Origin of the sequence: Stenotrophomonas sp. TWI819 (assembly GCF_039673075.1) — a bacterium.
Taxonomy (GTDB): Bacteria; Pseudomonadota; Gammaproteobacteria; order Xanthomonadales; family Xanthomonadaceae; genus Stenotrophomonas; species Stenotrophomonas rhizophila_B.
On sequence record NZ_JBDJKY010000001.1, the window covers coordinates 590751 to 609105 of the forward strand.

Consider the following 18355-nt stretch of genomic DNA (forward strand, 5'->3'; position numbering starts at 1 on the left):
CATGTGGAATCCTTCCCTGCCCCTGGTCAGCATCGAGGACGCGCCGCCCCGCCTGGGCGCCGGCAACCCTGAGCTGCAGGCCATGGTGACCGAAGCTGCCTCCGGCGGCACGCCGCTGATGCTGATGCACGTGGACATCGACCACTTCGCCTCGGTCAACGAGAACATGAGCGCCGAAGTGGGCGATCAGGCGCTGGTACTGGTCGCCCAGCGCCTGCAGCACCACCTGCGCGGGCGCGGCAAGCTGTGGCGCCACGGCAGCGATGAGTTCCTGCTGGCCGTCCCGCGCACGGCCGAAATGCCGCTGCCCGAAGACCTGGCCGAGGAGATCCGCCAGCAGCTGGAGCTGCCGCTGTCGGTGCTGCCGTACACGCTGTTCATGACCGGCAAGCTGGGCGTGAGCCTGTGCCCGGAACACGCCACCGGCGTCTCGCGCCTGCTCGATCACGCCGAAGACGCGCTGTACCAGGCCGCCCGCGAAGGCGGCAATGCGGTGCGCATCCATGCGGTGGATACGCCCTCCAGCGCGCACAGCGAGAGCATCATCGCGCGCCAGATTGTCGACGCGATCCCCAATGGCGAGCTCAAGCTGCGTTACCAGCCGCTGGTGAGCGCCCGCGATGGCCACGTGGTCGGCATGGAGGCGCTGCTGCGCTGGCAGTCGCCCACGCTGGGCATGCTGGTGCCGGAGCGCTTCATGCGCACCGCCGAGCGGCTGGGCATCATCGTGCAGATCGGCACGTGGGTGCTGGAAGGCGCCTTGAAGCAGGCCAAGCTGTGGCGCGACCAGGGCTTCGACGATTTCACCATCGCGGTCAACGTTTCAACGCTGCAGTTGCTGCGCCCGAACTTCTTCGCCGAGGTGATGTCGCTGCTGCAGGCCGCCGGCGTGCCGGCGCACATGCTCACGCTGGAGATCAACGAAAGCGCGCTGACCAACAACGTCAACTTCGTCCACGAGACGCTGGTCAACCTGCGCAACGAAGGCATCAGCCTGAGCCTGGACAACTTCGGCACCGGTGATTCCAGCCTCAGCGCGCTGGTCCGCTACCCGGTGGACAAGCTGAAGATCGACCGCAGCTTCATCAAGAGCGCACCGGCCGGCAACCGCGAGGCCGCGATCGCGCGCGCGATCATCGCCATGGGCCACCAACTGGGCATGACGGTGATCGCCAACGGCGTGGAGTCGCAGGCACAGCTGGGCTTCCTGCGCCGCAACGACTGCGATGTGTTCCAGGGCTATCTGTTCGGTGAGCCGATGTCGGCCGATGCCGCCGGCATGACCCTGCGCCGGCGCTACCTGCGCCCTGAGGCCTTCGCCGAGACCCGCCCGGATCGCACGTTGTTGCTGCTGGACGACGAGGAGAACGTGCTGCGCTCACTGGTGCGCCTGTTCCGCCGCGACGGTTACCGCATTCTCGCTGCCGGCAACGTGCGCGATGCGTTCGATCTGCTGGCCATCAACGACGTGCAGGTGATCCTGTCCGATCAGCGCATGAGCGACATGAGCGGCACCGAGTTCCTGGGCCGGGTGAAGATGCTCTACCCGGACACTATCCGGCTGGTGCTGTCCGGCTACACGGACCTCAACACGGTGACCGATGCGATCAACCGCGGCGCGATCTACCGGTTCCTGACCAAGCCGTGGAACGACGATGAGCTGCGCAAGCACATCCACCAGGCGTTCCGCACGCACGAGGAACAGCGCCGGGCCAACACCGCGCCTGCGGTGGCTGCCCCGGCAGACGACTGATCAGCGCGGCTGCTTGATCGGCAGCACCACGCGGAATTTCGACCCCACGCCCGGCGTGCTGTCCAGGTCGATGCGACCGTGGTGCTTGTTGATGATGCTGTAGGAGATCGACAGGCCCAGCCCGGTGCCGCTGCCGACCGGCTTGGTGGTGAAGAACGGATCGAAGATGCGCTGGCGCAGATCCGGCGAGATACCCCCGCCGGTATCCTCGAACTCCACCCAGACTGTCTCGCCATCCACGCCGGTGCGCACGTTGATCGTGCCGCGGTCGGCGATGGCATGGCCGGCGTTGAGCAGCAGGTTCATGTAGACCTGGTTCAACTCCGACGGCAGGCACTCCACCAGCGGCAGCTGGCCGAACTCGCGGTGCAGGGTCACCTTGTACTTGAGCTCGTTCCAGATGATGTTGATCGTGGATTCCAGACCGGCATGCAGGTCGACCAGCTTCCACGACTCATCGCGGCCGGAGTAAGAGAAGTCCTTCAGATCGCGCACGATGCGCGTCACCCGCTCGATGCCCTCGCGCGATTCGGCCATCAGCTGCGGCAGATCGCGGCTGATGAAATCGATGTCGAAGCGCTGACGGATGTCGTCGATCTCCGGGATCAGTGCCTTCGGATCGGGCGCACGCAGCGCACGCTCGTACGCTTCGATCACGGTGAACAGACTGCGCAGGTATTCCTGCAGGCTGCCCAGGTTGGAGTGCACGTAGCCGATCGGGTTGTTGATCTCGTGCGCCACACCGGCCGCCAGCTGGCCGATGGAGGCCATCTTCTCGGACTGCAGCAGTTTTTCCTGGGTGCCGTTGAGGCGCAGGTAGGCCTGGCGCAGCTCGGCATGACGCTGCTGCAGCTCGCGCTCGTAGTCTTCCTGGCCTTCGATACGGCGGAACAGCGCCAGATAGTGCCGCTGGCCGCCATCGTCGTGGTGGTAGACGTGGGCGATGACCATGCGCTCACCGACCGGCAGGCTGCCATTCCAATGGCCGTGGAGGCGTGCCTGCTCCAGTGCATCGGGCGGTAGCAGCTGGCGCAGCCATTGCGCGGGGGTCAGCTCGGCATCGCGTTCGGCCTGGCCGAGAATCTCACTGACCGCGGTGTTGGCCAGCGCGACGCTGCCGTCCTCACGAAACAGCAGAACCCCTTCCTTGATCCGCTCGAACAGGGCAAGCAGAACCGGATGCGGGGGCAACGGGGCGGTGACAAGGGAGGACGTTACGGTCACGGTCACATCGGGCGGCTGGAAAACAGGCGCCCAATATACGCGGTGACGTCATCGTCGGCAGCCTGGGGCCGCCGGATCGGGCTGCTCAGGCGACCGCGAGCGGCCGCCGGGTGTGCAGCGTGTGCGACTGGCCCTTGGCGTCGTACGCCGAGGAATCCTCGCTGCGGCCGAGTTGGCGCAGCGCCCAGTTGACCTCGCGGCGCCGCCGCGACAGCAGCACGCCGTTGGCGCGATTGCGCTCGGCCAGCTCCTGCACGCGCTCGGCCTGGCCGAGCGGCAATGCGGCCTCGAGGGCCCGCAACGCCTCCAGCTTGGCACCCGTCGCGCGGATCAGGGCCTGCACGTCATGCTCGACCAATGCCTGGCGTTCGACGTCCAAGGCATCGCTGAGGCGCTGCAGCGGCTCGCTCATCGCCAGCTTCATCCCTGCAGCTGCTGGTCCAGCTCAAGCATGCGCGAGGCGATCGCGTCGGGATTGATCTTGTAGGTGCCGTTCTGCAGCGAATCACGCACGGCCTGGACACGGTTGGCATCGATTGCCGGAGCCGTGGACAGTTCACGCTGCATGGCCTGCAGGCTGGTGGCTTCGCCAGTCAGGCGCAGGCTGTCGGCAGCCTCCACCGGGCGCGCCGGGGCATCGGTGCTGACGCTGGGCTTGTTGCCGAGCGCAACACTGCGCAGATGGGCGGTGGCCTGCAGGTTGCCGTCGATTTTCTGGCTCATGGGTTTGTCCTGGAAGTACGGTTCACAAGGGATAACGGCCAGTCAGCCGCCATCTTTAGGGGAATATTGCAGGTTTTGCGGTAAAAGTGGCCCGTATTCACAATTCTGGTCAGCGCGCCACTAAAACGTCACCGCTGGCCGCGACGGTGCCCTGCACGATCTTGCGCGAAGAGAGGTTCTCGACCGAGACCCGCTCATTCTCGCCCGCGTCGGCCATGGCGCGCCCGGCAACCCGGACCTCCACCCCGCCGCGCCGGGACACCAGGGCGACACTGTCGCCGCGCCGCACCAGCCGCTGGGCAACCAGATCGTTGGCCGACAGCAAGCTGCCGGCGCTCAGGGTCCTGCGTGCCACCCGGCCAACCGCCGCCGCCGGATCGGCCAGCGCAGCACCGGCGATCCGTGCCGCATCACGCTGGCCAGTGGTGATATCGGCCGCCGCCAGGGTTTCTCCAGCAGCCACGCCTCTATTGAGAATGAGCACGGTCTGGTTGCGCCGCACCTTTACCGGTACGAACAAACGCCAGCCGCCCGCGTCGGGGCAGCTCACCTCCACTGTACTGGTCCCGGTGGGCTGGGCGGCCAGCGGTTGACCACACGCCGGCAGGCGCAGTGCCGAATCCAGGGTGGTGTCACCTTCGCTGCCGGCCGGCAACGTCCCCAGCGCCGCCTGGCGGATGCTGTCCACTGGTTGCCAGCCCCCAGCGGCCCAGGCGGGCGCGGCCAGCAACAGTGCGGCAAAGAGAACAGAACGCATGGGCACTCCACGGGCAAGGATCATGCGCAGCTCGATGCAAGGGTCATGCCGAACTCCTGCGCGCAGGGCGCTCAAGTCGCCGCCGGTGCCGCCGATACCAAGTCCATGTCCCATGACCTGCTCAACCGCATCGACCAGCGTACGCGACTGGCCGGCCACAATCGTCTGGCCCTGCTGCTGTTCCGGCTGGGTGGACGTCAGCTTTTTGGCGTGAATGTCTTCAAGGTGCAGGAAGTGCTGCGGCGCCCGGATCTGTTCCAGGTGCCGGGGCTGCCCAGCCAGTTCGCCGGTGTGGCCGATGTCCGTGGCCGCTCGGTGCCGGTGCTGGACCTGGGCCTGGCGATCGGCCACCCCGAGCGTGAGCCCGATGCCGACAAGGCGCCGGGCTACCTGGTGGTGACCGAGTTCAACCGTTCCATCCAGGGCTTCCTGGTCAGCGGTGTGGAACGCATCGTCAACATTGCCGTCGAAGACATCCACCCGCCGCCGGAACTGGGCGCCGAGTCCAGCTATCTGACCGCAGTCACCCGTTTTCAGGGCGAACTCATCCAGGTGATCGACGTGGAAAGCGTGCTGGCCGACATCGCCGAAGTCCGCGGTGAGGCCGTGCTGGATCCCTCGATGGCCCTGCCCGCCGACGCCCCGCCGATGCAGGTCCTGGTGGTGGACGACTCCCGCGTGGCCCGCCAGCAGATCCGCAGCGTGCTGGACCAGCTGGGGGTCGGGGCGACCCTGCTCTCGGACGGCAAGCAGGCGCTGGACCACCTGCTGCAGATCCACGCCTCCGGGGAGAACCCCGCCGAGCGCTACGCGATGGTGATCTCCGATATCGAAATGCCGGCGATGGACGGCTACACCCTGACGACGGAAATCCGGCGTCACCCGGGCCTGGCCGGCCTGTACGTGCTGCTGCACACCTCCCTGTCGGGCGTGTTCAACAACGCGATGGTCGAGCGGGTCGGCGCGAATGCGTTCGTGGCCAAGTACTCGCCGCATGAGCTGGCGGACTTCCTGCTGGACCGCCTGAAGAAGGTCGCGATGGCGGCGTAAGGGGCGGCCGGCGCTGGCGCCGGCGTCCTTCCCCCGGTGGGTGTACGGCATCCATGCGTCGCGTGGATGCACACCCGGGGTATGGCTTGCGCATCCACGCATGGCGTGGATCTACCTTGGGGCTTGGCCCTTTTATCCACGGATGGCGTGGATCTACCCCGGGGCATGGCCCCCTTGCCCTGGGGTGGTGAATTCCCCGGCGTGAACATGCCGCCAGCTACCTTCGCGCCCTGCCCTCTGGCACGCCGCTTGCACTGCCCCTGGCATCGTCCCGTGGGAGTGCGCCATGCCCAATCTGATTTCCAACTATCTGGGTGTCCATGCCCAGGCCATGCCGTTGCGCGAGCAGCGGATGAAGCTGATCGCCAGCAACCTGAGCAACGCCGATACCCCCGGCTACAAGGCCCAGGACCTGGATTTCGATGCCGCGTTGCGTAATGCCCAGGGCCTGGATGCAAACGGCCTGATGAAAACCACCAACGAACAGCATTATGAGATCGGCGGCGGGCTGAACCCGTTCCAGATCGCCAAAGAAGGCGTGCAGCCGAGCATCGACGGCAATACCGTCGACCCGGATGCCGAACGCGCCGCTTACGGCCGCGCTGCGCTGGAGTACCGCGCTTCGCTGAGCTTCGTCGAATCCAAGGTGCGCTCGATGCTCACCGCGATCACGGGGCAATAAGCCATGAGCAACCTGCCCATTTTCGATATCGCCGGTTCCGCGCTGCAGGCGCAGTCCGTGCGCATGAGCACCATTGCCTCCAACCTCTCCAACGCCGACACCGTCGCCGGTTCGGCCGATGCGGTCTACAAGCCGCTGGAGCCGATCTTCCAGTCGGTCACCAGCCGCACCGACCCGAACATCACCACGGTGCAGGTCAAGGAGATCAGCCAGAGCAACGCCGCGCCGATCCAGCGCTACGAGCCGGGCCACCCGCTGGCCGATGCCGATGGCTACATCTACCAGCCCGACGTGGACCCGGTCGCGCAGATGGTCAACCTGATCTCGACCTCGCGCAATTACCAGGCCGGCGTGGAGATGCTGACCACCGCCAAGGAACTGGCGCTGGCCACGCTGACCATGGGTCGCTGACCCTCACTCCCCAGGAATCGACCCCCATGAGCACCACCAACGGCGTTGGCCAGAACAGCAGCGACATCTACACCGCGCTGGGCCTGAACGCACCCAACAGCGACACCAGCAAGAAGAAAAGCACCCTGGACCAGGCCGACTTCATGCGCCTGATGACCGAGCAGCTGCGTCACCAGGATCCGCTCAAGCCGATGGACAATACCCAGATGGTCGCGCAGATGGCGCAGCTGTCGCAGGTCCAGGGCATCACCGACCTCAACAACACGGTCAAGGGCTTCCAGGATTCGATGTCCAGCGACCAGATCCTGCGCGGCGCGGCCCTGGTGGGTCACGAAGTGCTGGTGCCCTCCGAGAAGCTCGCGCTGGAGAAGGACGGCGACGTCACCGGCATGGTCGCCGCGCCCAGCGCCGGCTTCGTGACGGTGGACATCACCGATGCCAACGGCGTGAAGGTCAACCAGATCAGCGTGGAAGCCAAGGCCTCCGGCGAAGTCACCTTCGACTGGGACGGCAAGGATGCCAACGGCAACCGCATGGCCGAAGGCACCTACACCATCGTCGCTTCGCATACCGACACCGCTGGCGCCAAGACCAAGCTCAACACCTATGTGCAGGCCCCGGTAGAGAGCGTCACGGTCGGCACGGACGGCCTGTACCTCAACCTCAAGGGTCTGGGCACGGCCCCGATCGACTACGTGCTCCGCATCAGCTGAGCCGCACCACCCGAATCCACAGGAGCAACCCATGGGCTTCAACGTCTCGTTGTCCGGCATCAACGCAGCCAATGCCGATCTGAACGTCACGGCGAACAACATCGCCAACGTCAACACCACCGGCTTCAAGCAGTCGCGCGCCGAATTCGCCGATCTGTTCTCGGCCACCAGCTACGGCCTGTCCAAGAACGCGGTCGGCTCGGGCGTACGCCTGACCAACGTCGCCCAGCAGTTCTCGCAGGGCAACAACGAACAGACCGGGCGCAGCCTGGACATGGCCATTTCCGGTGAGGGCTTCTTCACCATGACCATGAACGGTGCGCGTGTGTATTCGCGCGCCGGCAACTTCCAGACCGACCAAGCCGGCTACGTGATCAACCCGCAGGGTGCACGCCTGCAGGTGTTCGCACCCAACGCCGACGGCACCAACTTCGATGCCGGCCGCCTGACCGATCTGCAGCTGCTGACCACCGACAGCCCGCCCAAGCAGACCACCGGCGTCAACATCAGCTTCACCCTGCCGGCCAACGCCAAGCCGCCGACCGTGACCACGTTCGATCCGACCGATTCGAACAGCTACAACCATTCGACCGGTGGCATCACCGTGTACGACTCGCTGGGCGTCAGCCACACCCAGACCTCGTACTTCGTCAAGACCGCAACCACCAACCAGTGGCAGGTCTACAACTTCGTCGACGGCCAGCAGGTCGGCGCCGCAACGCCGATGGCCTTCAACGAATCCGGTGCACTGATCAACCCGGCCAACGGCAAGATCGCGTTCACCGCGTTCAGTCCGACCACCGGCGCCGGCGATCTGTCGCTGACCCTGGATATCAGCGGCTCGACCCAGTACGGCGAGAAGTTCGCCCTGCGCAACACCCAGCAGGACGGCTACGCGGCCGGCAAGCTCAACGAAATCACTGTGTCTGAAGAAGGCGTCGTCTACGCGCGCTACTCCAACGGCGATGACCGCCCGCTGGGCCAGGTCGCGCTGACCACCTTCAACAACGCGCAGGGCCTGGAAGCCAAGGGCAACAACCTCTGGGTGGAAACCTTCAACTCCGGCACCCCGCGTACCGGCGCGCCGGACAGCTCCAACCTGGGCAAGGTCCAGGCCGGTTCGCTGGAAGCCTCCACGGTCGACCTGACCGAGCAGCTGGTCAACATGATCACCGCCCAGCGCAACTTCCAGGCGAACTCGCAGATGGTCTCCACGCAGGACCAGATCACCCAGACCATCATCAACCTGCGTTGATGAGCCACTGACCGCAACACGGGAATACACCACCGATGGACAAGGCACTCTACGTCGCGATGACCGGTGCACGCGCCTCCCTGCAGGCGCAGGGCACGCTGTCGCACAACCTGGCCAACACCGATACCCCCGGCTTCAAGGAGGCGCTCGCCAATACCGAGGCCTACCCGGTGAAGGGGACCGGCTACGCCTCGCGCGTGGATGCGATGCACGTCGACGCCGGCTTCAACCGCCGGATGGGCGCACAGCAGCTCACCGGCAACCCGTTGGATCTGTCCCTGCAGGCCGGCAACTGGCTGGCCGTGCAGGCGCCCGGTGCCGACGGTGGCGAGGCGTACACCCGTGGTGCGGCACTGTCGATCACGCCCAATGGCCAGCTGGTCACCGCCGGCGGCCATCCGGTGCTTGATGAGAACGGCAATCCGCTGGCGGTCCCGCCGCACCAGGCCATGGATATCGGCAACGACGGCACGATCTCGATCATCCCGCTGGGCGAAGGCCCGCAGACCATGGCCAACATCGGCCGCATCCGCGTGGTGCAGGCCGAGGATGCCCGGCTGGAGCGCGGCCTGGACGGGCTGATGCGCAACACCGATCCGCAGCAGCCGTTCGTGCAGGCCCAGGGCAAATCGCTGGAAAGCGGGCAGCTGGAAGGCAGCAACGTCGATGCCGCCGGCGCACTGGTGCAGATGATCCAGCTGCAGCGCCAGTACGAAATGCAGGTGAAGGTGATCAAGCACGGCGACGACAACGCCCGCAGTGCCAACAGCCTGCTGCGTCTGGGCGGCTGATCGCCGCCCGTGACGTAATCCCGGCGCAGTTGTGGCACGCGCCATGCATTGCCCTTCACAAGGGCCGCACCACGCGGCCATCCGCTACAACACAGGAATGACGCCATGAACCAGGCATTGTGGATCGCCAAAACCGGACTGGATGCGCAGCAGACGCGCATGTCGGTGGTTTCCAACAACCTCGCCAACACCAATACCACCGGTTTCAAGCAGGACCGTGCCAGCTTCGAAGACCTGCTGTACCAGCAGGTCCGCCAGCCGGGTGGCGCGTCCTCCGCCCAGACGCAGCTGCCCTCGGGCCTGCAGCTGGGTACCGGTGTGCGCGTGGTCGCCACCGCCAAGAATTTCGAGCAGGGCAGCCAGCAGCAGACCGGCCGCGCGCTGGACGTGATGGTCAACGGCCGCGGCTTCTTTGAAGTGCAGATGCCGGACGGCTCCTCGGCCTACACCCGCGATGGCTCGTTCCAGCGCAACCAGGATGGCGAGCTGGTCACCAACAGCGGTTACCCGGTGCAGCCGGGCATCCAGATTCCGGAAGGCGCGCAATCGCTGACCATCGGTACCGACGGCACCATCAGCGTGAAGATGGCCGACGACGCCGCCACCGTGGAAATCGGCGCACTGACCCTGACCGACTTCGTCAACCCGGCCGGCCTGCAGGCCCGCGGTGAAAACCTGTTCCTGGAAACCACGGCTTCCGGCCCCGCGCAGAACGGCAATCCCGGCCTCAACGGCCTGGGCACCGTGGTCCAGGGCGCGCTGGAAGGCAGCAACGTCAACGTGGTGGAAGAGCTGGTCTCGATGATCGAAACCCAGCGCGCCTACGAAATGAATGCCAAGGCGATCTCCACCACCGACGCCATGCTCGGCTACCTCAACCAGAACGTCTGATCGGTCGAACCGGGAACCTGCCATGTCGCGTCTTGCCCCTACCCTCCGCCTGCTCGCCGCCGCCGTCCTCGTCACCACCTTGAGTGGCTGCGTGATCGCCGGCGATGTCCGGCCGTACCCGGCCATGGCGCCGGTCATGCCGGTCATGCCGCCGTCCGCCGAAGCCACCGCCGGGGCGATCTACGCCGCCGGCCCCGGGCTGCAGCTGTACTCGGACCGCCGGGCACGCGATGTGGGCGACCTGCTCACGATCACGCTGACCGAGAACACCACCGCGCAGACCACCGCCAACACCTCCACCTCGAAAGAGTCGGAGCTGAGCATCGGCACCCCGACGATCTTCGGCGCGCCTGTCACGCTGGGCGGCAAGGACATCCTCAGCGCCAGTGCGGCCGGGTCGCGCGACTTCACCGGCAAGGGCACCAGCGCGCAGAGCAACCGCCTGCAGGGCAACGTGACCGTCACCGTGATCCAGCGCCTGCCCAACGGCAACCTGGTGGTACAGGGCGCCAAGAACCTGCGCCTGAACCGCGGCGATGAGCTGGTACAGGTGCAGGGCATCGTGCGCGCGGCGGACATCTTCCCGGACAACACCATTCCCTCCAGCCGCGTTGCCGATGCCCGCATCGTGTATGGCGGCCGTGGCCCGATCGCCCAGTCCAACGCGATGGGCTGGTTGAGCCGCTTCTTCAACTCGGCGCTGTCGCCGTACTGAGCCTGACATGACCTTCTTCCTTTCCCTCATTTGCCGTCAGCGAAGCGCCGAAGCGTGCCCAGAGGCGGCGCGGTCAGATCCGGGCGCGTGGCGACGCCTCGAGCCGACCGGCGCCCTCTGGTCATGGGGCGCGGCGTCGCTCTACACGTCGAAGCAACGAGGCGTGGTGTCGCACGGCGCGACGCGGGCGCTGCTCGCGCTGCTGGCCGTGTTCGCGCTGGTTGCACCCGCCTCCGCCGAGCGCATCAAGGATCTGGCGCAGGTTGGCGGCGTGCGCGGCAACGCGCTGGTCGGGTACGGCCTGGTGGTCGGCCTGGATGGCAGCGGCGACCGCACCAGCCAGGCCCCCTTCACCGTGCAGAGCCTGAAGAACCTGCTCGGCGAACTGGGCGTCAACGTGCCGGCCAACGTCAATCCGCAGCTGAAGAACGTGGCGGCCGTGGCGATCCACGCCGAGCTGCCGCCGTTTGCCAAGCCGGGCCAGCCGATCGACATCACCGTCTCCTCGGTGGGCAACGCGGTCTCGCTGCGCGGTGGCTCGCTGCTGATGGCGCCGCTGCGCGGCGCCGATGGGCAGGTCTACGCGATCGCCCAGGGCAACCTGATCGTCGGCGGCTTCGGCGTGCAGGGCAAGGATGGCTCGCGCGTCTCGGTCAACGTGCCCAGCGTCGGCCGCATCCCCAACGGTGCCACTGTCGAACGTGCGCTGCCGGACGTGTTCAGCGGTGGTGGCGACATCACCTTGAACCTGCACAAGAACGACTTCACCACGGTCTCGCGGATGGTGGCGGCGTTGAACAACGCCTTCGGCGAAGGCGCTGCCCGCGCCATCGACGGCGTCACCGTCTCGGTGCAGTCGCCGTCCGATCCGGGCGCACGCATCGGTCTGTTGGCGCGTATCGAGAACCTGGAACTCACCCCCGGCAGCGCGCCGGCCAAGGTGGTGGTCAACTCGCGTACCGGCACCGTGGTGATCGGCTCCCAGGTCCGTGTGGGCGCGGCGGCGATCTCGCATGGCTCGCTGACCGTCACCATCAACGAGAACCTCAACGTGAGCCAGCCGGGCGCCTTCAGCGGCGGCCAGACGGCGGTCACGCCCCAGTCGACGATCACCGCGACCGCCGATGGCAGCCGCATGTTCAAGTTCAATGGCGGCACCACCCTGGATGAAATCGTGCACGCGGTGAACGCCGTCGGCGCGGCCCCGGGCGATCTGATCGCCATCCTGGAAGCCCTCAAGCAGGCCGGCGCACTGAGTGCCGAGCTGGAGGTGATCTGACATGCGCATTCAACCGGCGCTGGAACTCAACCCCGCCCAGCCCAACAGCCCGGCCAAGGTCGACAAGGTCGCCCGCCAGCTGGAGGGCCAGTTCGCCCAGATGCTGATCAAGAGCATGCGTGAGGCCAGCTTCGGCGATTCGCTGTTCCCCGGCGAAAACACCATGTTCCGCGAGATGTACGACCAGAAGATCGCCGACGCGATGACCCGCGGCCGTGGGCTGGGCCTGTCCAGCATGATCGCGCGCCAGCTCGGTGGCGGCGAAGGCGAGACCGCCAAGCCGGTGGATACCTCGCTCAACCCGGCCGCCGCACTGCGCGCCTACCGCCTCAATGCCCCGGCCGCCACTGGCCTGCCGCTGCCGGCAGCGACGGCGCCGGTGGTGCCCAGTGAAGTGGATCTGCTGCAGCAGCTGGGCGGCAGCGAGCCGTCGGCCGTCCTGCAGCCGATGGAGCGTGCGCTGGACCTGATCGCCGGGCGCGAGAGCAGCCAGATGCACGAGGCGATCGGCAGTCGTGATCCCTACGCCGCCGCTGCCGAGGTGGATCCGGCCAGCGCCAACTGGGCGATGGCCGATGACCGCTGGCAGGACGTCAACCGTACGGCCGCCACCGGCCCCAGCGCGGTCGACAACCTGGCCGCCTCCACCGCGGCTGCGGAACTGGGCCCGCACACGCCGGCCGGCTTCGTCGCCAGCATCTGGGGCCATGCCCAGCAGGCCGCCCGCGAACTGGGCGTGGACGCCAAGGCGCTGGTCGCCCAAGCCGCGCTGGAGACCGGCTGGGGCCGCAAGCTGGTGCGCCGCAGTGGCGGTGACAGCTCGCACAACCTGTTCGGGATCAAGGCCAACGGTTGGCAGGGCGAGCGCGCCACCAGTGGCACCCACGAGTACGTCAATGGCGTACGCCGTAGCGAAACCGCCAGCTTCCGCGCCTACAACTCGGTGGGCGAGAGCTTCGCCGATTACGTTCGCCTGCTGAAAACCAGCCCGCGTTACCAGAACGCCCTCCAGGCCGGCAGCGACGTCCGCAGCTTCGCGCAGGGCCTGCAGCGCGCCGGCTACGCCACCGACCCCACCTATGCCGCCAAGATCGCCGCGATCGCCGGCGGCCCGACCATCGAGCGCGCCGTTGCGGCCGTGACCGATGCCGGCCAGCGCCTGGGTCGCACTTTTGCCAGCACCGCCAGCCCGACCGGGCTGGGTGTCATCCGTCGTTGAGGTAATCCATGTCCAGCGTTCTCTCCACCGGCACCAGCGCCCTGCTCGCTTTCCAGCGCGCCCTGGCGACCACCAGCCATAACGTCGCCAACATCAAGACGCCGGGCTACAGCCGGCAGAAGGTGGATTTCGCCACCGCCAACCCGCAGAACTACGGGTATGGCGACGTCGGCAACGGCACCCGCATCACCGACGTGCGTCGCGTGGCCGACCAGCTGGCGATCTCGCGCCTGCTCGACGGCAGCGGTGAACTGGCGCGCCTGAAGCAGCTGTCCACCATGGCCGACCGCGTGGACGCCATGTTCTCCGACACCGCCACCAACGTCGCCGGTGTGTGGTCGAACTTCTTCGACTCCGTCAGCGGCCTGTCCTCCAATGCCTCCGGCAGCGCCGACCGCCAGAACGTGCTGGATGCCGGCAAGACCCTGTCCGGCCGCTTCCAGCAGCTCAACACCCAGCTCAACAACCTCAACGGCGAGGTCAACAACGGCCTGATCGCCGGCGCCACCGAGATCAACCGGCTGGCCAAGGAAATCGCCCAGCTCAACGGTGCGATCGGTGGCAATGCCGCCACTGCGGCGCCGGATCTGCTGGACCGCCGTGACGAACTGATCGCCAACCTGGTCGGCTACACCGGCGGCAACGCGGTGATGCAGGACGGCGGGCTGATGAACGTCTACACCGCCGGCGGACAGGCGCTGGTGGTAGGTACCACGGCCTCCAAGGTCACCACCGTCACCGACCCCTACCAGCCCGAGCGCCTGCAGCTGGCGCTGGAAAGCCAGGGCCAGAAGATCACCATCGAGCCCAAGACGCTCGGCGGCCAGATCGGCGGCCTGCTGGAGTTCCGCGACACGGTGCTGACGCCGGCCCAGGCCGAGCTCGGCAAGCTGGCGATCGGCATGGCCAGCAGCTTCAACGACGTCCACCGCCAGGGTGCCGATCTTTACGGCCAGATGGGCGGCGACTTCTTCAACATCGGCAACCCGCGCATCACCGCCAACAGCAACAATGCGGGCACCGCCCAGATGACCGCGCGCTTCGGCGATCTGGCCAAGCTGGACGGCCAGAACATCGTGATGAAGTTCGACGGCACCCAGTGGCTGGCCTCGCGCGCTGACACCGGCGCGAGCATCCCGATGACCGGCACCGGCACCGCTGCCGACCCGTTGGTGCTCAACGGCGTCGAGCTGGTCATGACCGGCACCCCGTCCACCGACGACCGCTTCCTGCTGCAGCCGACTGCGGGCGTGGCCGGCAGCATGGCAGTGGCGATCACCGACACCTCCCGCCTGGCCGCTGCCGCCCCGATCAAGGGCACCGCCGCGATGGCCAATACCGGCACCGGCAAGCTGACCGGGGTCAAAGTGACCGACGCGGACAACGCCGCGCTGCGCACGCCGGCGGCGATCGTGTTCATCAGCGCCACCGAATACACCATCGATGGCGGAGCACCCAACACCTATACCGCTGGCCAGACCATCACCGCCAACGGCTGGAGCTTCGTCCTCGACGGCGCGCCCAAGACCGGCGACACGTTCAACATCGGACCGACTCCGGCCGGCTCCTCGGACAACAGCAACGCGCTGCTGCTGGCCAAGGTCGAGCAGGCCAAGGCGTTCAACGAAGGCACCGTCACCCTCAGTGGCGCCTTGGGCGGCCTGACCACCCAGGTCGGTGCCGCCGCGCGTTCGGCCGAGTACTCCCTGATGGCCCAGCAGGTGATCACGGACCAGGCCCAGGCCGCCCGCGACTCGATCTCCGGCGTCAACCTGGATGAAGAAGCCTCGGACATGCTCCGTCTGCAGCAGGCCTACCAGGCCGCCTCGCAGCTGATCTCCACCGCCGACACCATGTTCCAGACGATCCTCGGAGCCGTACGCTCATGAACAATCGTATTTCCACCGGCATGATGTTCAATCAGTCGGTGTCGCTGATGCTCGCTTCACAGGCCAAAATGAACCACCTGGAGCGGCAGATCGCCACCGGCAGCAAGATCGTGTCCGCCAAGGACGACCCGGTCTCGGCCGGCAGCGCGGTCGGCCTGGACCGTACCCTGGCCTCGCTGGACCGCATGCAGCTCAACGCCGGCAACGTGCAGAACCGGCTGGGCATCCAGGAAAACGCCCTGGCCCAGGTCGGCGACATGATGGGCCGCATCACCGAACTGACCATCTACGCCAACAACCCGGCGCTGGCCGCGGCTGACAAGCAATCCATGGTCACGGAAATCGAGGCGATCCGCGGCAATCTGCTGGCGGTGGCCAACAGTACCGACGGCACCGGCCGCTATGTATTCGGTGGCACCGACGACGGCAGCCCGCCCTTCAGCCAGATCGATGGCCGGATCGTCTACAACGGCGACCAGAACCAGCGCCAGGTCGAGGTCGGCCCGGACACCTACGTGCTCGACGCCCTGCCCGGCAGCGAAATCTTCATGCGCATCGTCACCGGCGATGGGCATGTGGATGCCGCGGCGGCCGCCGGCAACACCGGCACCGGCGTGCTCACCAACGTCACCCGCAACGGCGATGGCAGCTGGAATGGCGAGGGCTTCAGCGTGCGCTTCACCGCCGCCGATGCCTACGAACTGGTCGATGCCGGCGGCACCGTGGTGTCCACAGGGAGCCTGAAGACCGGGGACGACATTGTGGTCAACGGCGTGCGCCTGCATATCGACGGCGTTCCAGCGGCAGGTGACACCTTCGAGGTGAGCCCGTCCTCCAGCCGCGACATCTTCGGCACCCTGGATTCGCTGATCGGCGCACTGAAGATGGACACCGGCACGCCTGCCCAGCAGGCAGCCCAGCAGAACCTGCTGCAAAGCGGCCTGCGCGACGTGGCCCGTGCCTCGGAGCGGATGATCGACTCACGCGCCTCCGGCGGTGCTCAGTTGAAGATGCTGGACAATGCTGCGGACATGCGCGAATCGAATGCCGTGACCCTCAAGACCACGCTCTCGCAGATGCGCGACCTGGATTACGCCGATGCGTTGAGCCAGTACCAGCTTGAAAAGACCGCCCTGCAGGCGGCACAGACGTTGTTCTCGCAGATGCAGTCGATGTCGCTGTTCAACACGATCCGCTGACCGCCCCTACAACCTGGGTTGGCCTGAAGGCCGCGATGCTCTGAGCATCGCGGCTTTTTCGTTTTGGGGTGTGGTACAGGCATCGACACCGGGGGCGGCACGGCCTCCCCTCGAAGGTCTCCACGGCGACTCTCCTGCCTGCCCGCAGTGCCCTCTCCCGTCGCCTCTGCCCCGGCCAACGCCAGATGGGCCGGTGAATTGCGCCCTATTGGGCTTCCCCGGCCATTCCAGCCAAATCTCCGCCTAAAGGTTGTTGACAAAGCGCCGTTATTGATTTGGCAACAGCGAAGCACACAGCCAAAAACAAAAAAACGGCGGCGCTTCGTTCCTTTCACCACCGGGATTCCAATAAGGGAGACGACCCATGGCACAGGTAATCAACACCAATACGATGTCGCTCAACGCTCAGCGCAACCTGAGCACCAGCGGCAGCTCGCTCGCGACCACCATCCAGCGCCTGTCGTCTGGTCTGCGCATCAACAGCGCAAAAGACGACGCCGCCGGCCTGGCGATCTCCGAGCGCTTCGGCACCCAGATCCGCGGCACCGATGTCGCCATCCGCAATGCCAATGACGGCATTTCGCTGGCCCAGGTGGCCGAAGGCGCCCTGAGCGAAGTAGGCAACAACCTGCAGCGTATCCGCGAACTGGCCGTGCAGGCCTCCAACGCGACCAACTCCGCCAGCGACCGCAAGGCCCTGCAGGCCGAAGTCACTCAGCTGGTCAGCGAAATCGATCGCGTCGCCAAGCAGTCCGACTTCAACGGCACCAAGCTGCTGGACGGCAGCTTCACCAGCCAGCTGTTCCAGGTGGGTGCGAATGCGGGCCAGGCCATCGCCATCAACAGCGTCGTCAACGCGAAGGCCGATGCCTTGGGCGCTGCAACCTTTGCGAACGTCTACAACACTCAGGCCATCGCCACTGACAAGCCGACGGCTGACACGGTGTTCTCTGGTCTCCAGATCTCCGTGACGCCGAAGGGCGCCGCCGCTGCCACGAGCTACAGCATCGCCGATTTCACCGTCAAGTCCGGTGAATCCACCGTCGCCGCTACTGCTGCCGCGATCAACTCGAAGCTGGGCGAAACCGGCGTCATGGCGAAGTTGGAAGACGGCAAGATCAGCCTGCATTCGGTCAAGGACGGCCAAGCGTTTGCACTCGCGGCAAGTGCCACCGTGCCGCCGGCAGGCATTACGGCAGTTGCCGCAGATTTCGCAAACGTCGGCCTTGCGCAGGTGGCCGCAGGAACGGGCGGCAGTCTCGCGGGCGCCGCAGCTTCCTTCGTCAAGGACTTGGACGTCACCACGGCCGAAAACGCCCAGCAGGCCCTGTCTGTCGTCGATAACGCCTTGGAATCTGTCAACGGTGTGCGTGCCGACCTCGGCGCCATCCAGAACCGCTTCACCTCTGTGGTCGCCAACCTGCAGACCTCTTCCGAAAACCTGTCGGCCTCCCGCAGCCGCATCCGCGACACCGATTTTGCCAAGGAGACGGCCGAGTTGACCCGTACCCAGATCCTGCAGCAGGCCGGCACGGCAATGCTGGCCCAGGCCAACCAGGTGCCCCAGAACGTGCTCAGCCTGTTGCAGCGCTGACATGAGCCGCTCCTGAAGCACGTCAGGGTCGGCTAACCCAACTTACGTGCAACTGCTCAAGGACCCTTCCTCATGGCACAAGTCATCAACACCAACACGATGTCGTTGAATGCTCAGCGTAATCTGAGCACCAGCGGCAGCTCCCTGGCCACCACCATCCAGCGTCTGTCGTCGGGTTCGCGCATCAACAGCGCCAAGGACGATGCGGCC

At 66.3% G+C, this 18355-nt stretch carries 18 protein-coding genes and 1 pseudogene; 15 read left to right on the top strand and 4 right to left on the bottom strand.

Annotated features, from left to right (window positions below; all coding sequences use genetic code 11):
• The first annotated feature begins 1 nt into the window (after position 1).
• Entirely contained in the window at positions 2-1753 is a 1752-nt protein-coding gene (locus tag ABE463_RS02575) for an EAL domain-containing protein (RefSeq protein WP_259260898.1), read from the top strand.
• Here the strand turns inward: ABE463_RS02575 and ABE463_RS02580 are convergent, their stop codons facing one another.
• The 4 genes from ABE463_RS02580 to flgA all read right to left on the bottom strand — a co-directional run bounded on the left by ABE463_RS02580 (position 1754) and on the right by flgA (position 4457).
• Positions 1754-2977: an ATP-binding protein gene (locus ABE463_RS02580; RefSeq protein WP_346467151.1), complete on the bottom strand. Its 1224-nt coding sequence runs from the start codon at positions 2975-2977 to the stop codon at positions 1754-1756.
• Between the two features lie 85 nt (positions 2978-3062).
• Positions 3063-3401 carry a flagellar protein FlgN gene (locus ABE463_RS02585; protein ID WP_123729227.1) on the bottom strand — a complete coding sequence of 113 codons (339 nt, stop codon included), beginning with the start codon at positions 3399-3401 and terminating at the stop codon, positions 3063-3065.
• A complete protein-coding gene (gene flgM, locus ABE463_RS02590) occupies positions 3398-3700 on the bottom strand; it encodes a flagellar biosynthesis anti-sigma factor FlgM (protein ID WP_123729226.1) in 303 nt (100 codons plus the stop codon). The genes ABE463_RS02585 and flgM overlap by 4 nt, the downstream gene beginning before the upstream one ends.
• Before the next feature lie 109 nt (positions 3701-3809).
• A complete protein-coding gene (gene flgA, locus ABE463_RS02595; protein ID WP_346467152.1) occupies positions 3810-4457 on the bottom strand; it encodes a flagellar basal body P-ring formation chaperone FlgA in 648 nt (215 codons plus the stop codon).
• Positions 4458-4562: 105 nt separating this feature from the next.
• Here flgA and ABE463_RS02600 point away from each other — a divergent pair, with 105 nt between their 5' ends.
• The 14 genes and pseudogenes from ABE463_RS02600 to ABE463_RS02665 all read left to right on the top strand — a co-directional run.
• Positions 4563-5507, top strand: coding sequence for a chemotaxis protein (locus tag ABE463_RS02600; RefSeq protein ID WP_259260901.1), 945 nt, complete (start codon positions 4563-4565; stop codon positions 5505-5507).
• A 286-nt stretch (positions 5508-5793) separates the two neighbouring features.
• Positions 5794-6189, top strand: coding sequence for a flagellar basal body rod protein FlgB (flgB, locus tag ABE463_RS02605; protein WP_123729224.1), 396 nt, complete (start codon positions 5794-5796; stop codon positions 6187-6189).
• 3 nt (positions 6190-6192) lie between these two features.
• On the top strand, positions 6193-6600 hold the full coding sequence (flgC, locus tag ABE463_RS02610; RefSeq protein WP_088435081.1) for a flagellar basal body rod protein FlgC: 408 nt from the start codon (positions 6193-6195) through the stop codon (positions 6598-6600).
• Positions 6601-6626: 26 nt separating this feature from the next.
• Positions 6627-7313, top strand: coding sequence for a flagellar hook capping FlgD N-terminal domain-containing protein (locus tag ABE463_RS02615; protein ID WP_346467153.1), 687 nt, complete (start codon positions 6627-6629; stop codon positions 7311-7313).
• Between the two features lie 31 nt (positions 7314-7344).
• Positions 7345-8568: a flagellar hook protein FlgE gene (flgE, locus tag ABE463_RS02620; protein WP_346467154.1), complete on the top strand. Its 1224-nt coding sequence runs from the start codon at positions 7345-7347 to the stop codon at positions 8566-8568.
• A gap of 35 nt (positions 8569-8603) precedes the next feature.
• A complete protein-coding gene (locus ABE463_RS02625; RefSeq protein ID WP_259260904.1) occupies positions 8604-9359 on the top strand; it encodes a flagellar basal body rod protein FlgF in 756 nt (251 codons plus the stop codon).
• A 105-nt stretch (positions 9360-9464) separates the two neighbouring features.
• A complete protein-coding gene (gene flgG / locus ABE463_RS02630; RefSeq protein ID WP_123729220.1) occupies positions 9465-10250 on the top strand; it encodes a flagellar basal-body rod protein FlgG in 786 nt (261 codons plus the stop codon).
• Positions 10251-10272: 22 nt separating this feature from the next.
• Positions 10273-10965, top strand: coding sequence for a flagellar basal body L-ring protein FlgH (gene flgH, locus ABE463_RS02635; protein WP_346467155.1), 693 nt, complete (start codon positions 10273-10275; stop codon positions 10963-10965).
• A 163-nt stretch (positions 10966-11128) separates the two neighbouring features.
• A complete protein-coding gene (locus tag ABE463_RS02640; RefSeq protein WP_259260906.1) occupies positions 11129-12244 on the top strand; it encodes a flagellar basal body P-ring protein FlgI in 1116 nt (371 codons plus the stop codon).
• 1 nt (position 12245) lies between these two features.
• Positions 12246-13463 carry a flagellar assembly peptidoglycan hydrolase FlgJ gene (gene flgJ / locus ABE463_RS02645; RefSeq protein WP_346467156.1) on the top strand — a complete coding sequence of 406 codons (1218 nt, stop codon included), beginning with the start codon at positions 12246-12248 and terminating at the stop codon, positions 13461-13463.
• An 8-nt stretch (positions 13464-13471) separates the two neighbouring features.
• Positions 13472-15352 (top strand): flagellar hook-associated protein FlgK, encoded by a 1881-nt coding sequence (gene flgK / locus ABE463_RS02650; RefSeq protein WP_259260908.1) that lies wholly within the window; start codon positions 13472-13474, stop codon positions 15350-15352.
• Positions 15349-16551, top strand: coding sequence for a flagellar hook-associated protein FlgL (gene flgL, locus ABE463_RS02655; protein WP_346467157.1), 1203 nt, complete (start codon positions 15349-15351; stop codon positions 16549-16551). Before flgK ends, flgL begins: the two co-directional genes overlap by 4 nt.
• A gap of 364 nt (positions 16552-16915) precedes the next feature.
• Positions 16916-18145, top strand: a complete 1230-nt coding sequence (locus ABE463_RS02660; RefSeq protein WP_346467158.1) for a flagellin — start codon at positions 16916-16918, stop codon at positions 18143-18145.
• Positions 18146-18217: 72 nt separating this feature from the next.
• Positions 18218-18355: pseudogene (locus tag ABE463_RS02665) on the top strand (flagellin); the annotation flags it as partial.